12 protein-coding genes are annotated in these 13,521 nt (G+C 70.2%); 8 read left to right on the top strand and 4 right to left on the bottom strand.

All coding sequences use genetic code 11. The features are described from left to right. The first annotated feature begins 15 nt into the window (after positions 1–15). From CQ393_RS09665 to CQ393_RS09635, 7 genes are all read left to right on the top strand, one after another. Positions 16–1,044 carry an amidohydrolase family protein gene (locus CQ393_RS09665; protein ID WP_153191352.1) on the top strand — a complete coding sequence of 343 codons (1,029 nt, stop codon included), beginning with the start codon at positions 16–18 and terminating at the stop codon, positions 1,042–1,044. 39 nt (positions 1,045–1,083) lie between these two features. Beyond that, a complete protein-coding gene (gene ligK, locus CQ393_RS09660) occupies positions 1,084–1,767 on the top strand; it encodes a 4-carboxy-4-hydroxy-2-oxoadipate aldolase/oxaloacetate decarboxylase (RefSeq protein ID WP_153191351.1) in 684 nt (227 codons plus the stop codon). 35 nt (positions 1,768–1,802) lie between these two features. Continuing rightward, positions 1,803–2,711 carry an amidohydrolase family protein gene (locus CQ393_RS09655; RefSeq protein ID WP_228114408.1) on the top strand — a complete coding sequence of 303 codons (909 nt, stop codon included), beginning with the start codon at positions 1,803–1,805 and terminating at the stop codon, positions 2,709–2,711. Positions 2,712–2,723: 12 nt separating this feature from the next. After that, positions 2,724–3,170 (top strand): protocatechuate 4,5-dioxygenase subunit alpha, encoded by a 447-nt coding sequence (gene ligA, locus CQ393_RS09650; RefSeq protein WP_153191349.1) that lies wholly within the window; start codon positions 2,724–2,726, stop codon positions 3,168–3,170. 2 nt (positions 3,171–3,172) lie between these two features. Then, on the top strand, positions 3,173–4,042 hold the full coding sequence (locus tag CQ393_RS09645; protein ID WP_153191348.1) for a class III extradiol dioxygenase subunit beta: 870 nt from the start codon (positions 3,173–3,175) through the stop codon (positions 4,040–4,042). Continuing rightward, positions 4,039–4,998 carry a Gfo/Idh/MocA family oxidoreductase gene (locus CQ393_RS09640; RefSeq protein ID WP_153191347.1) on the top strand — a complete coding sequence of 320 codons (960 nt, stop codon included), beginning with the start codon at positions 4,039–4,041 and terminating at the stop codon, positions 4,996–4,998. Before CQ393_RS09645 ends, CQ393_RS09640 begins: the two co-directional genes overlap by 4 nt. 208 nt (positions 4,999–5,206) lie before the next feature. After that, positions 5,207–6,319 (top strand): PLP-dependent cysteine synthase family protein, encoded by a 1,113-nt coding sequence (locus CQ393_RS09635; protein ID WP_153191346.1) that lies wholly within the window; start codon positions 5,207–5,209, stop codon positions 6,317–6,319. Positions 6,320–6,556: 237 nt separating this feature from the next. On the opposite strand, the gene hrpB is transcribed toward CQ393_RS09635, so the two are convergent. Next, positions 6,557–9,055 (bottom strand): ATP-dependent helicase HrpB, encoded by a 2,499-nt coding sequence (hrpB, locus tag CQ393_RS09630; RefSeq protein ID WP_153191345.1) that lies wholly within the window; start codon positions 9,053–9,055, stop codon positions 6,557–6,559. A 122-nt stretch (positions 9,056–9,177) separates the two neighbouring features. Between hrpB and CQ393_RS09625 the strand changes: the two genes are divergently transcribed. Then, the gene (locus CQ393_RS09625; protein ID WP_153191344.1) at positions 9,178–9,993 is read left to right on the top strand and encodes a TatD family hydrolase; all 816 of its coding nucleotides are present in this window, start codon (positions 9,178–9,180) and stop codon (positions 9,991–9,993) included. Between the two features lie 48 nt (positions 9,994–10,041). On the opposite strand, the gene CQ393_RS09620 is transcribed toward CQ393_RS09625, so the two are convergent. The 3 genes from CQ393_RS09620 to panE all read right to left on the bottom strand — a co-directional run bounded on the left by CQ393_RS09620 (position 10,042) and on the right by panE (position 13,491). Further along, positions 10,042–11,562 carry an OmpA family protein gene (locus CQ393_RS09620; protein ID WP_343199914.1) on the bottom strand — a complete coding sequence of 507 codons (1,521 nt, stop codon included), beginning with the start codon at positions 11,560–11,562 and terminating at the stop codon, positions 10,042–10,044. 94 nt (positions 11,563–11,656) lie between these two features. After that, entirely contained in the window at positions 11,657–12,559 is a 903-nt protein-coding gene (locus tag CQ393_RS09615; protein WP_153191343.1) for an NAD-dependent epimerase/dehydratase family protein, read from the bottom strand. Further along, the gene (gene panE / locus CQ393_RS09610; RefSeq protein WP_153191342.1) at positions 12,556–13,491 is read right to left on the bottom strand and encodes a 2-dehydropantoate 2-reductase; all 936 of its coding nucleotides are present in this window, start codon (positions 13,489–13,491) and stop codon (positions 12,556–12,558) included. Before panE ends, CQ393_RS09615 begins: the two co-directional genes overlap by 4 nt. Positions 13,492–13,521 lie beyond the last annotated feature (30 nt).

Below are 13,521 nucleotides of genomic sequence, written 5' to 3'. Positions count from 1 at the left end.
CGCATCGGAGACGACATGATCATCGACATCCACGGCCACTACACCACCGCGCCCGCCGCGCTCGAGGCCTGGCGCAACCGCCAGATCGCCGGCATCGCCAACCCGGCACTGATGCCGAAGGCGTCCGAGCTGAAGATCGGCGACGACGAGTTGCGCGAGTCGATCGAGAACAACCAGCTGCGGTTGATGCGCGAACGCGGCCTGGACCTGACCGTGTTCAGCCCGCGCGCCAGCTTCATGGCCCACCACATCGGCGATTTCCAGGTCAGCAGTACCTGGGCGGCAATCTGCAACGAGTTGTGCCACCGGGTGGCGCGCTTGTACCCGCAGAACTTCATCGGTGCGGCGATGCTGCCGCAGTCGCCGGGCGTGGCCCCGGCCAGCTGCATCCCGGAAATCCGCCGCTGCGTGGAGGAATACGGCTTCGTCGCGGTGAACCTCAACCCGGACCCGTCCGGCGGCCACTGGCGCGAGCCGCCGCTGACCGACCGCCACTGGTACCCCATCTACGAAACGCTGGTGGAGTACGACATCCCGGCGATGGTGCATGTATCCACCAGTTGCAATGCCTGCTTCCACACCACCGGCGCGCACTACCTCAACGCCGACACCACCGCGTTCATGCAGTTGCTGACCGGCGACCTGTTCAAGGATTTCCCGACACTGCGCATGGTGATACCGCATGGCGGTGGCGCGGTGCCGTACCACTGGGGCCGTTTCCGGGGCCTGGCGCAAATGCTGGACAAGCCCGAGCCGCGCCAGGCGCTGCTGCACAACGTGTTCTTCGACACCTGCGTCTATCACCAGCCGGGTATCGACCTGCTGGGCACGGTGATTCCGGTGGACAACATTCTTTTCGCCTCGGAAATGATCGGCGCGGTGCGCGGCATCGACCCGGACAGCGGCCATCCCTTCGACGACACCAGGCGGTACGTCGATGCCTCCCCGCGCTTCAGCCAGAGCGACCGGCACAGGATTTTCGAAGCCAATGCGCGGCGCGTGTACCCGCGCCTGGACGCGGCATTGAAAGCGCAGGGGCGGTGAGCTTCTTCCTGCCGCAGGCAACGACACCGGAGTATGACGATGTACGAATTGGGAGTGGTCCACCGCAACATCGAGCGCGTCGACCGCGCCGTTGCCGACGCAATGGCAGCGCTGGGCTCGGCTACCGTGCACGAGGCGATGGGCCGGGTGGGGCTGCTCAAGCCCTGGATGCGCCCGATCTACCCCGGCGCGCAGGTGTCCGGCAGCGCCGTCACCGTGCTGCTGCATCCGGGCGACAACTGGATGATGCACGTGGTGGCCGAGCAGATTCAGCCGGGCGACATCGTGGTGGCGGCGGTCACCGCCGAATGTAGCGATGGCTATTTCGGCGATCTGCTGGCCACCAGTTTCCAGGCGCGCGGTGCGCGTGCGCTGGTGATAGACGGCGGCGTGCGCGACGTGCGCAGCCTGCACGCGATGGGCTTCCCGGTCTGGAGCAAGGCGATCAGCAGCAAGGGCTGCATCAAGGCCACGCTGGGCTCGGTCAACATTCCGGTGGTGTGCGCCGGCATGTGGGTGACGCCGGGTGATGTGATCGTTGCCGACGACGACGGCGTAGCTTGCGTGCCGCGTGCGCGCGCCGCACAAGTGCTGGAAACGGCGCGGAAGCGCGAGGCCAACGAGGAAGCCAAGCGCGAACGCTTCGCCAGCGGCGAGCTGGGGCTGGACATGTATGGCATGCGCGAACCGCTGGCCGTCGCCGGCCTGCGCTACGTCGATTGAGGCCGCACATGGGCAAGCCGACGACAGGCGATTTCATGAAAACGGCCGGCTGGCTGGACTGGTACGAAGGCCCCAGCGTGCCGCGCTTCACGCCACCCGCCGGCGCAGTGGATGCGCATTGCCACGTATTCGGCCCCGGCGCGCAGTTCCCGTATGCGCCCGAACGCAAGTACACACCGTGCGACGCGGGTAAGGCGCAGTTGTTCGCCCTGCGCGACCACCTGGGCTTTGCCTGCAACGTGATCGTGCAGGCCACCTGCCACGGCGACGACAACCGCGCGCTGGTCGATGCCCTGCACGCTGCGGCCGGCAAGGCGCGCGGCGTGGCCACGGTCAGGCGCGGCATCACCGATGCGCAGTTGCGGGCCTTGCACGAGGCCGGCGTGCGTGGCGTGCGCTTCAATTTCGTCAAGCGCCTGGTGGACTTCACCCCGAAGGACGAGTTGCTGGAGATCGCCGGCCGCATCGCCGTGCTGGGGTGGCACGTGGTGATCTACTTCGAGGCGGCCGACCTGCCTGAACTGTGGGATTTCTTCACCGCGCTGCCGACCACGGTGGTGGTGGACCACATGGGCCGGCCCGACGTGGGCAAACCGCTGGGGGGCGCGGAGTTCGCGCTGTTCGAGCGTTTCATGCACGAGCACCCGAACGTCTGGAGCAAGGTCAGTTGCCCCGAGCGCCTGTCCTTGTCCGGCCCCCCCGCGTTGGCGGGCGAGCAGCGCGCCTACCGCGACGTGGTGCCGTTCGCGCGGCGCATCGTCGAGGCGTTCCCCGACCGCGTGCTGTGGGGAAGCGACTGGCCGCACCCGAACCTGAAGGACCACATGCCCGACGACGGCCTGCTGGTGGATTTCATCCCGCACATCGCGCCCACCGCCGAGCTGCAGCGGAAGCTGCTGGTGGACAACCCGATGCGGCTGTATTGGCCTGAGGAAACAAGGTAAGCAGGTAACGCCATGGCGCTGGAAAAACCCTATCTCGACATCCCCGGAACGACCATTTTCGATGCCGAACAGAGCCGCAAGGGCTATTGGCTCAACCAGTTCTGCATGAGCCTGATGCGCGCGGAAAACCGCGAGCGCTTCAAGGCCGACGAGCGCGCTTACCTCGACCGGTGGCCGATGGACGAGGAACAGAAGCAGGCGGTGCTGGCGCGTGACCTGAACCGCTGCATCCGCGCCGGCGGCAACATCTATTTCCTCGCCAAGATAGGCGCCACCGATGGCCGCAGCTTCCAGCAGATGGCCGGCAGCATGACCGGCATGAGCGAGCAGGAGTACCGCGACATGATGCTGGCCGGCGGGCGCCGCATCGACGGCAACCGCCATCTGGGCGAGGAAGGCGACGCGCAGCCGCACCGGCAACCGCAGGGTGCGCGCCCCGCGCACGGGAAGGAGGATTGAAGATGGCCCGCATCACCGCATCGGTCTATACCTCGCACGTGCCGGCCATCGGCGTGGCGATGGATACGGGCAGAACGCAGGACGACTACTGGAAGCCGGTGTTCGCCGGCTACGAATTCTCCCGGCAGTGGATGCGGGACAACACCCCGGACGTGGTCTTTCTGGTGTTCAACGACCACGCCACCGCCTTCAGCCTGGAGATGATTCCCACCTTCGCCATCGGCACTGCCGCCGGGTACCAGGTAGCCGACGAAGGCTGGGGGCCGCGCCCGGTACCGGGCGTGGTCGGCCATCCGGCTTTGGCCAGCCACATTGCGCACAGCGTGATCCAGCAGGATTTCGACCTGACCATCGTCAACAGGATGGACGTGGACCACGGCCTGACCGTGCCGCTGTCGCTGATGTGCGGTGAGAAGGACCCGCAGGCGGGTGCGTGGCCATGTCTGGTGATTCCGTTCGCGGTCAACGTGGTGCAGTACCCGGTACCCAGCGGCCGGCGTTGCTTCCAGCTGGGGCAGGCCATCCGCAAGGCGGTGGAGAGCTTCGACGAGGACTTGAACGTGCAGATCTGGGGCACCGGCGGCATGAGCCACCAGTTGCAGGGCGCACGCGCCGGCCTGATCAATGCCGAGTGGGACAACCGCTTCCTCGACCGTCTGATCGCCGACCCGGCCGGGCTGGCCGACCTGCCGCACATCGACTACGTGCGCGAAGCCGGCAGCGAGGGCATCGAGCTGGTGATGTGGCTGATCGCGCGCGGCGCGATGGCCGACGTCGCCGGCGGCCCCGCGCCCACGGTGGCGCACCGTTTCCATCACGTACCGGCGTCCAACACCGCCGTCGGCCACCTCATTCTGGAGAACCCGCAATGACCCTGAAAATCGCGCTTGCCGGAGCCGGCGCTTTCGGCATCAAGCATCTGGACGGCATCAGGAACATCCCCGGGGTCGAGGTCGTCTCGCTGGTCGGGCGCGAACTGGAGGCGACCCGCGAGGTGGCCGTGCGATATGGCATCGGGCATGTCACCACCGACCTGGAGCAGACGCTGGCGCTGCCCGAAGTGGACGCGGTCATCCTGTGCACGCCCACGCAGATGCACGCCGCGCAGGCCAAGGCCTGCCTACTGGCGGGCAAGCACGTGCAGGTGGAAATCCCGCTGTGCGACCTGCTCGCCGACGGCGAGGACGTGCTGGCGCTGCAACGGCGGACCGGCAAGGTGGCAATGGTCGGCCATACCCGCCGTTTCAACCCCAGCCACCAGTACCTGCACGAAAAGATCGCCGCCGGCCGATTCAATATCCAGCAGATGGACGTGCAGACCTATTTCTTCCGTCGCAGCAACATCAACGCACTGGGCCAGCCGCGCTCATGGACCGACCACCTGCTGTGGCACCACGCCGCGCACACGGTCGACCTGTTCGCCTGGCAGACCGGCAGCCCGATCGTGAAGGCCAACGCGGTGCAGGGGCCGCCGCACCCGGAACTGGGCATCGCCATGGACATGAGCATTCAGCTGCAGGCTGCCAACGGCGCGATCTGCACGCTGTCGCTGTCGTTCAACAACGATGGCCCGCTGGGCACGTTCTTCCGCTACATCGGCGACACCGGCACCTACCTGGCCCGCTACGACGACCTGGTGCGCACCCATGCCAACGCGCCGGAAACGGCGGTGGACGTGAGCAGGGTCGCGGTGTCGATGAACGGCATCGAGCTGCAGGACCGCGAGTTCTTCGCCGCAATCGCCGAAGGCAGGGAGCCCAGCGGGAGCGTGGCGCAGGTGATGCCGTGCTATCGCGTGTTGCACCAGCTGGAGCGGCAGTTGCGTTGATACGTGCTGCTGCGGGACGTCGGTCCGGTGGGAACGGAGGGCTTCATGCGCGCCCCGCATCGGCGGTTGCCGGAGCCGCATCCGAAGGATCGCCCGACCGGGCGGAAGTCGTTCCGTGGCTCCATGACGCGCCATCGCCACCGGGGCGCGATGGCCGGGAACGGCCCGCCGTGCAACGTGGTGCCCCGCCATGCCGGGAGGCAAGAGCATGAAATCGAGCAGGCGCGAATGGACGAAGCATGCGGTTATGGTCGTCGAGGCCGATTTCAACCGGTCGGCCGATACCCATCTGATCCCGTTGCCGCTGCCAGGCTTCCCGGGCGTCGATCTGTATCTCAAGGATGAATCCAGCCATCCCACCGGCAGCCTCAAGCACCGGCTGGCGCGCTCGCTGTTCCTGTATGCGCTGGCCAACGGCTGGCTCCACGAAGGCTGCACGGTCATCGAGGCGTCCAGCGGTTCGACGGCGATTTCGGAGGCGTACTTCGCCCGCCTGCTGGGGCTGCCGTTCATCGCGGTGATGCCCAGCGGCACATCGCCCGAGAAGATCGCCGCCATCCAGTTCCACGGCGGCCGCTGCCACCTTGTGGAAAACGCCTCCGATCTTCATGCCACTTCGGTATTGCTGGCGCGCCAGACGGGCGGTCACTTCATGGACCAGTTCACCTATGCGGAGCGGGCCACGGATTGGCGGGCGAACAACAACATCGCCGAATCCATCTTCCGCCAGATGGAAGCGGAGCCGTATCCGATACCGGCCTGGATAGTCTGCAGCCCGGGGACCGGCGGCACCGCCGCGACCTTGGGGCGATACGTCCGCTACCGGGGGCACGATACGCGCATCCTGTGCGCCGATCCGGAAATTTCCGCGTTCTTCGATGGCTACCGCGCCGCGATGGCCGGCGGAAGCTATCGCGACGTCACCGCCTGCGGCGGCAGCCGGGTGGAGGGCATCGGCAGGCCACGGGTCGAATCCAGCTTCTTGCCCGATTGCATCGACGCGATGATCAAGGTGCCCGATGCACTCTCGTTCGCGGCCATGCGCCACGTCGGCGGGGTCCTGGGGCGCCGTGTCGGCGGCTCGACCGGCACCAACTTCATCGGGGTGCTGGCTGCTGCCCACCGGATGCGGGTCGAAGGCCTGCGCGGATCGATCGTCACGATCCTTTGCGATACCGGCGATCGCTATACACACAGCTACTACAACCCCGGCTGGTACCAGGAACGAGGCATTCCCCGGGTGGAAGCGGACCAGGCGCTTGCCGCGCTACTCGCGGGCGGGGAGCCTCCTCCTTTTCTGAAGAACGATCCCGGGCCATGAGGCTGCCTGGGCGCAGGTGCTCCGTGTCCCTGCGATGCAGGGGCGCTCGTATGCCTGCGCGGCATTGGGCCGCCACGCCGGACGGATCGCGGCTGGGAGACTTCGGTCCGCACGGTTCCACCTGCTTCTGGCCCCGCACGGTCCGGGCCGATATCTGGCCACGATGCTGCGGGTTGCCGGGCCACGCCATGCATCACGGCGCGGTCCAGCCAGCCCTCACCCGCGGATGCGGGGCATTTACGTCCCTCGTGGTTTCGCGCGATGCGTGGCGGTCGCGCTCCAAGGATCGTCCGGCCACGGATGCCGGGGATACCTGCCCTTCATCTCCTTCTTCACCTCCGCATAGGTGTTCTCCCAGAAGTTGCGCAGGTCGCCAGTGACCTGCAGCGGCTTGCCGCCGGGGGAGAGCAGGTGCAGCAGCAGCGGCACGCGGCCGTCGGCGATGCGCGGGGTGTCGGCCAGGCCGAACAGTTCCTGCAGCTTCACCGCCAGCACCGGTGGGCGCGGGGTGATGCCGTCGTCGTCCATCGCGTAGTCGATGGCCCGGTCCAGGCCGGAGGGCACGCCGATGCGCACCGGCGCGTGGCGGTCGACCAGCTGGCGCGCGCTCCAGTCGATGCCCGACTTCAACGCCTCGCCCAGTTCCTGTTCGCCCAAGGCGTCGAGGCGGGTCTTGCCGGCGAAGGCCGGCAGCAGCCAGTCGTCGAGCGCGGCCAGCAGCGCCGCCTCGGACAGGTCGGGCAGCTCCAGTTCCGGCATCCAGTGGCGCAGGCCCTGCACGCGGTGGCGCCATTGCCGCAGCGCGTCGGTCCAGGGCAGCGCGTCCAGGCCCAGTTCGCGCACGGCATCGGTGAGCGCGCGCGCGGCCTGCGCCGGATCGACCTTCCCGGCCGGGCGGCTGTCCAGCACGATGCGGTCGAAGCTGGATTCGCGGCGCGCTTCCAGCGCGCGGCGCTCGCCGTTCCAGCGCACCACGTCGCGCTGGTGGAAACGCCGCGGGAAATCGGCGCGCAGGCGCGCCTCGTCCACCGGCGCGGCGCGCAGCAGCAGGGCGTCGCGCGCCTCGAAGCGCAGTTCGCTGACCACCAGCCAGGGTTCGCCGCGCAGGTCGCTGGTGTCGAACAGGCGCGCGCTGCGGCCATTGGCCAGCTGGTAGCGGAGGAGGTCGGTTGGATGGCGCGCGGCGATGCGGTCGGGAAAGGCGTGGGCGAGCAGGTCGCCGAGTTCGTGCGCCTCGATGTCGGCCGGCGGCGCCGCATCGCAGCGCAGGCGCCGCCGCCACTGCCGGGCGGCCGCGTCGATGGCGGCCAGCGCGCTGCGGCTGGCATCGTGCGGCGCGCGCCCGTTGCGGAAGGCGGCCAGGGCACGCCAGCGCGCGGCCAGCGCATCGCCGCCCTGGCGCAGCGGATCGCGCGCTTCCAGCAGGGCGGCCAGGTCGGCGGCCAGGGCCTGTTCGCGCGTGCTGGCCGCGGCGATCAGCATCGCCGCCAGCCGTGGGTGCGTGCCCAGCGCGAGCATGCGCCGGCCGGTGGCGGTGATCGTGTTGCCGTCGAGCGCGCCGAGCCGCTGCAGCAGTTCGCGCGCGGCGGCCAGCGCGCCGGCCGGCGGCGGGTCGACGAAACGCAGGTCGTCGCTGCCCCAGGCGGCCAGTTCCAGCGCCAGCGCGGCCAGTTCCACCTGCGCCATTTCCGGTCGCCGCTGCGGTTCCAGCCGCTGCGATTGCTGCCACAGCCGCAGTGCCCAGCCGGCGGCCACGCGGCCGGCGCGGCCGGCGCGCTGGTCGGCCGAGGCCTGCGAGATCGCCACCGCGTCCAGCCGCGAGAAACCGCTGTTGGGGTCATAGCGCGGCTCGCGCGCCAGGCCGGCGTCGACCACCACGCGCACCCCGGGCAGGGTCACCGAGGATTCGGCCACGTTGGTGGCCAGCACCACGCGGCGGCGGCCGTCCGGATCGGGCTGCAGCACGCGCGACTGCTGTTCGACGGGGAGTTCGCCGTGCAGCGGCAGGACATCGGTGTCGGCGGGAAGCACCGGCTCCAGCGCGGCCTGCACGCGCGCGATCTCGCGCTGCCCCGGCAGGAACACCAGCACGTCGCCCGGATGCGTCGCCAGCGCAAGTTCGACCGCGCGCCGCGCCTGCGCCTCCAGCGCCTCGTCGCGCCGTGCCGGGAAATGGCTCACGTCCACCGGGAAGCTGCGGCCCTCGCTGGACAGGCGCGGCGCATCGAGGAAGCCCGCCAGCCGCTCGCCGTCGAGCGTGGCCGACATCACCACGATGCGCAGGTCCTCGCGCAGTCCCGCCTGTACATCCAGCGCCAGCGCCAGGCCGAGGTCGGCCGACAGGTGGCGCTCGTGGAATTCGTCGAACAGCAGCGCGCCCACGCCTTCGAGCAAGGGGTCGTCCTGCAGCATGCGGGTGAGGATGCCTTCGGTGACGACCTCGATGCGGGTGCGGGCGGAAACCCTGTTCTCGAAGCGGATGCGGTAGCCGACGGTCTCGCCGACCGGTTCGCCCAGCTGCCGGGCCATGAACTGCGCGGCGCTGCGCGCGGCGACCCGGCGCGGTTCCAGCATCACGATCCTGCCGCCCTGCAGCCACGGCGCGTCGAGCAGCGCCAGCGGCACCTGGGTGGTCTTGCCGGCGCCGGGCGGGGCTTCGAGCACCAGGCGCGGATGCGCGGCCAGGCTGTCGGCGATGGCCGGCAGCAGCGGGGTGATGGGAAAGGCGGTTCGCATCGCGACATTGTAGGTGCGGGGCCGTCCGGCACGGCTGCCAGCCGGCGCGCCCGACCCCGCATTTGGTCGCCGCTCGCGCCACTCCTACAATTCCCGCCTCCCCGTTCCTCGTTCCCCGCACCATGCAACTGATCGACATCGGCGCCAACCTCACCCACGAATCCTTCGCGCGCGACCTGGACGCGGTGCTGGAACGCGCCCGCGCCGCCGGCGTGGCGCAGATGGTGGTGACCGGCGCCAGCCGCGAACACTCGCCGCTGGCGCTGGAGCTGGCGCGGCGCCATCCCGGCTTCCTGTACGCCACCGCCGGCGTGCATCCGCACCACGCGGTCGAATACACCGACGAGTGCGACGCGGAAATGCGCGCGCTGCATGCCCACCCGGAAGTGGTGGCGGTGGGCGAGTGCGGGCTGGACTACAACCGCGATTTCTCGCCGCGCCCGGCGCAGCGCAGGGCGTTCGAGCGCCAGCTGCAGATCGCCGCCGATCTCGCCGTCGACGGCGTGGGCAAGCCGCTGTTCCTGCACCAGCGCGACGCGCACGACGACTTCCTGGCGATGATGAAGAACTTCGACGGCCGGCTGGGCCCGGCGGTGGTGCATTGCTTCACCGCCGAGCGCCGCGAGCTGTTCGACTACCTGGACCGCGACTGGCACATCGGCATCACCGGCTGGCTGTGCGACGAGCGCCGCGGCGCGCACCTGCGCGAGCTGGTGAAGCACATCCCGGCCGGGCGGCTGATGATCGAGACCGACGCGCCCTACCTGCTGCCGCGCACGTTGCGGCCGCTGCCCAGGGACCGCCGCAACGAACCGGCGTTCCTGTCGCACATCGTCGAAGAGCTGGCGCGCGACCGCGGCGAGGAGGTGGCGCTCACCGCCGCCAACGCCACCGCCGCCACGCGCGCGTTCTTCGGCCTGCCCGATCCCGCCGCCTGAGCGGCGGCGCCGTCGCGGCCCGGCCCGGGCCGGGCCGCGGGCAACGCATCAGCGCTTGACCAGTTCCACCCGGCGGTTGCGCGCGCGGCCTTCCTCGCCGGCGTTGTCGGCCACCGGCCTGTCGGCACCGAAGCCGGCCGATTGCAGGCGCGCGGCATCGATGCCCTTGCCGGCCAGCGCCGCGACCACGGCGCGTGCGCGCGCTTCGGACAGCGTGCGGTTGTGCGCGGTGTCGCCGGTGTTGTCGGTGTGGCCCTCGACCGACAGCTTCAATGCCGGATCGGCGCGCAGCAGGTCGAGCACCTGCGCCAGCTGCGGCTCGGAGCTGGGCAGGATGTCGGCCTTGTCGGTGGCGAAGTTGACCTGGATGGCGACGCGGCCGTCGCTGTCCAGCTTCTGCTTCAATGCCGCGGCCGGCAGCAGCGTGGCGGTCTGCACGAAGCCGGTGCGCTCGGCCACCACCCAGCCGGCGCTGAGATATTCCAGCCGCGCGTGTACCCAGACCTGGCGGCCATCGGGCAGATCGGCGCGGTAGACGACCAGGTCGGCATCGTCCCAGCTGAAGCCGGCCGCCTGCGAATAGGCCGAAAGCAGCGCCTTGGGCACGGTTTCCGCCTGCTCCTTCGGGATGCGGCCCTCGAACACCTTGGTGGCGTTGACCGTGGCCATCATCGCTTCGAGATTGCGGCGCACCTCGTGCATCGAGTACTCGCGCTCGTCCTTGCCGAAGTCGGCGGCCCAGGTGCGGCCTTCGACCTGCTCGAAGCCGTTGCCGGTCCAGAACGGGAAACGGTCGAAGTCGCGCTGCTGCGGCTTGTTGCGGTCGCGGTAGCCGGCCGGCAGGGACAGGTGCGGGAACGCGTCGCTCCAGCGCGCGCTGGGCTGGAACGGCACTTCCTCCAGCACCGCCAGGCCCGCGCCGCCGGCGTCGATCGTCAGCTGCACCCAGACGTTGCGCTGCGCCTGGCGCACCACGTACACCGTGGTCGGCGCGTCCTGCTCCATGTTCACCGCGTCGATGAAGCCGCCGCCGATCTCGTCCTCCAGCTGCGGGCCGTAGTAGATGTCGCGGTGCAGCGGCCCCTCGAACACCTTTTTCCCACCGGCCGCGTCGATCAGGTTTTCCAGGTTGCGCTGCAGTTCCAGCGCGGAAAAGCTCTTGTCGCCCTCGGCGACGATGTGCGCCGACCAGCTCGGGCCTTCCACCCAGTGGATGCCGTCGCCGATGCGGAACGGAAAGCGCGCCCATGCGCGCGGATGCGGGGTGTTCTGCGGCGCGTAGCCCTGCGGCAGGCCGAAGAACGGCATCGCGCCGAGCGTGGCCTGGCTGGGCGGGACGCCGGCGATGTCGAACGGCAGCACCGCCACCGGCTTGCCGTCGCGGTCGTGGATGGCGCCTGCATCCTGCGGTGTTGCCGTCGCTGCCGGCGCGGTGTCGCCGGCCGGCGTGGCGGCCTCCGGCGCATTGCCGGCGGCGGAAGAGGCTTCGCCACCCTCGGGCGCCGCGCCACATCCGGCCAGCAGCAGCGCTGCCATGCCGTAGCCCAATACCTTGCAGTTCCTGCGCACGCTGATCTCCTGGGTCGGGGAGCGCCGAGCATAACGGAGACGCGTTGCGTCGCCGTGCGCTCCGTCGCATCGCCCGCTCCGGGCCGCCGGCGCGCTAGCGGGGGTGTGCCGCGCCGTCGCCCGCGGCCCAGGCGTCGGCCAGTCCTTCGCGATAGGTGCGGAAACGCGGCTGCCATTGCAGTGCCGCGCGTGTACCGCGGCTGTCGATGCGCTTGCTGGCCGCGTAGAAGCGCCGCAGCGACGGCGCGAGCGCGGGATCGTCCCAGGCCATCGCCGGCGGCATCGCGAACCCGCCGAGGTGCGCGGCGTGGGCCAATACCTGCTGGGGCGGCGCGGGCTCGTCGTCGGCGGGCAGGTACAGGGCGTCGCGCGTGGGCAGGCGCATCGCCGCGGCCACTGCCGTGGCCAGGTCCGCGACATGCAGGCGGTTGAACATCAGGCCGGGCCGCACGATGTGGCGCGCGCGGCCCTGCGCCAGCTGCACCAGCGCATTGCGGCCGCGCCCGTACAGGCCGGGCAGGCGGAACACGGCCGCGGCGATGCCGCGTTCGCGCGCCAGCGCGCGCCACCGGGTTTCGGCCAGGAGCCGCCGCACCGCGGTGTCGCCGGTGGCATCGGCATTGGAGCGTTCGTCGATCCATCCGCCATCGCGGTCGCCGTATATGGCGGTCGAGGACAGGTAGCCGACCCAGCGCAGCGCCGGGCTGGCGCGCAGGGCAGGCGCGAGCAGGCGCAACGCGGGATCGCCGTCGGCATCGGGCGGCACGCTGCACAGCACGGCGTCGGCCTCCGCGATGGCGGCCAGCAGTGCCGCATCGGGGGCATGGTCGGGGTGCAGGCGATGGCGTGCGATGCCGTCGCCGGGCGTGGCCGCGGGATCGCGCACGCTGCCCTCCACGACGACGCCCAGCGACCGGAGGTGCAGCGCAAGTGCGCGTCCGGCGTAGCCCAGCCCCAGTATCAGCACCCGCCGCGGCAGGACGCCGGCGGCGGTCATGCGCCGCGTTGCGCTTCGTAGGCCTGCAGGTGGCAGTACGCGGCGCGCAGCAGCGGCGCCGCCTGGCCGGCGGCCTGCGCGCGCTCGAGCATGTCGCCGACGATATGCTCCGCCTCCACGCGCTGCCCGGCTTCCAGGTCGCGCAGCATCGAGGCCTTGATCGGCGAGCCGGCCCTGGTCAGCGCGGACAGGGCGATGTCCTGCGCCTTCGCCGGGATCGGCTGGCCGGCGTGCGCGGCAGCGGCCAGGCATTCGTCGTACAGCGCGCGCATGAGCGCTATGCCATGGTCAGTGGCGACGATGTGGCCGACATCGGCGCGCATCAGGCAGGTACCCGCCGCCAGCGTGGCCAGGAAGGTGTACTTGATCCACTGCTCGCCGGCGATGTCGTCCGAGGCGACGTGGTCGATGCCCGCGGTTTCGCAGGCAGCGGCGAGCGCGGCGACGCGCGCGCTGGCGGCGCCGTAGCGTTCGCCGAAGGTGAGGCGCGCGGGCTTGTCCAGATGCACGACGGCGCCGTCGTCGGCCTTGGTCGCGCTGATGAAGCACAGCCCGCCGAGCACCGCGTCGCGGCCGAAGCGCGTATCCAGCGCGCCATAGTGGCGCAGGCCGTTGAGGATCGGCAGCACTGTCGTGCCTGGTCCCACCGCCGGCGCGATGGCGTCGATCGAGCCGTCCAGGTCGTAGGCCTTGCAGCTGAGCATCGCCAGGTCGAACGGCCGCGCCGCGGCCAGCGCCGGCAGCGCGTCGGCGGTGACGTGCGCCACCGGGAACGCGGCGTCGCCGAGCGGGCTGCGGATCACCAGGCCATCGCGCTGCAGCTGCGCCGCGCGCGCCGGCCGCACCAGGAAGGTCACGTCGACGCCGGCCTGCGCCAGGCGTCCGCCGAAATAGCCGCCGGTACCGCCGGCGCCGAGGATCAGGATGCGCATGTTGCCGGCTCCATTTATCTCAAGGGGGCA

The sequence above is a fragment of the Stenotrophomonas sp. MYb238 genome (assembly GCF_009496535.1).
GTDB lineage: Bacteria > Pseudomonadota > Gammaproteobacteria > Xanthomonadales > Xanthomonadaceae > Stenotrophomonas.
This window is presented reverse-complemented; position numbering and strand designations above follow the sequence as displayed.

Excerpts from the sequence above, each read along its gene's own strand:
- CQ393_RS09665 (WP_153191352.1), top strand. The coding sequence starts at position 16 with ATGATCATCGACATCCACGGCCACTACACCACCGCGCCCGCCGCGCTC.
- ligK (WP_153191351.1), top strand. The coding sequence starts at position 1,084 with ATGTACGAATTGGGAGTGGTCCACCGCAACATCGAGCGCGTCGACCGC.
- CQ393_RS09655 (WP_228114408.1), top strand. The coding sequence starts at position 1,803 with ATGAAAACGGCCGGCTGGCTGGACTGGTACGAAGGCCCCAGCGTGCCG.
- ligA (WP_153191349.1), top strand. The coding sequence starts at position 2,724 with ATGGCGCTGGAAAAACCCTATCTCGACATCCCCGGAACGACCATTTTC.
- CQ393_RS09645 (WP_153191348.1), top strand. The coding sequence starts at position 3,173 with ATGGCCCGCATCACCGCATCGGTCTATACCTCGCACGTGCCGGCCATC.
- CQ393_RS09640 (WP_153191347.1), top strand. The coding sequence starts at position 4,039 with ATGACCCTGAAAATCGCGCTTGCCGGAGCCGGCGCTTTCGGCATCAAG.
- CQ393_RS09635 (WP_153191346.1), top strand. The coding sequence starts at position 5,207 with ATGAAATCGAGCAGGCGCGAATGGACGAAGCATGCGGTTATGGTCGTC.
- hrpB (WP_153191345.1), bottom strand. The coding sequence starts at position 9,055 with ATGCGAACCGCCTTTCCCATCACCCCGCTGCTGCCGGCCATCGCCGAC.
- CQ393_RS09625 (WP_153191344.1), top strand. The coding sequence starts at position 9,178 with ATGCAACTGATCGACATCGGCGCCAACCTCACCCACGAATCCTTCGCG.
- CQ393_RS09615 (WP_153191343.1), bottom strand. The coding sequence starts at position 12,559 with ATGACCGCCGCCGGCGTCCTGCCGCGGCGGGTGCTGATACTGGGGCTG.
- panE (WP_153191342.1), bottom strand. The coding sequence starts at position 13,491 with ATGCGCATCCTGATCCTCGGCGCCGGCGGTACCGGCGGCTATTTCGGC.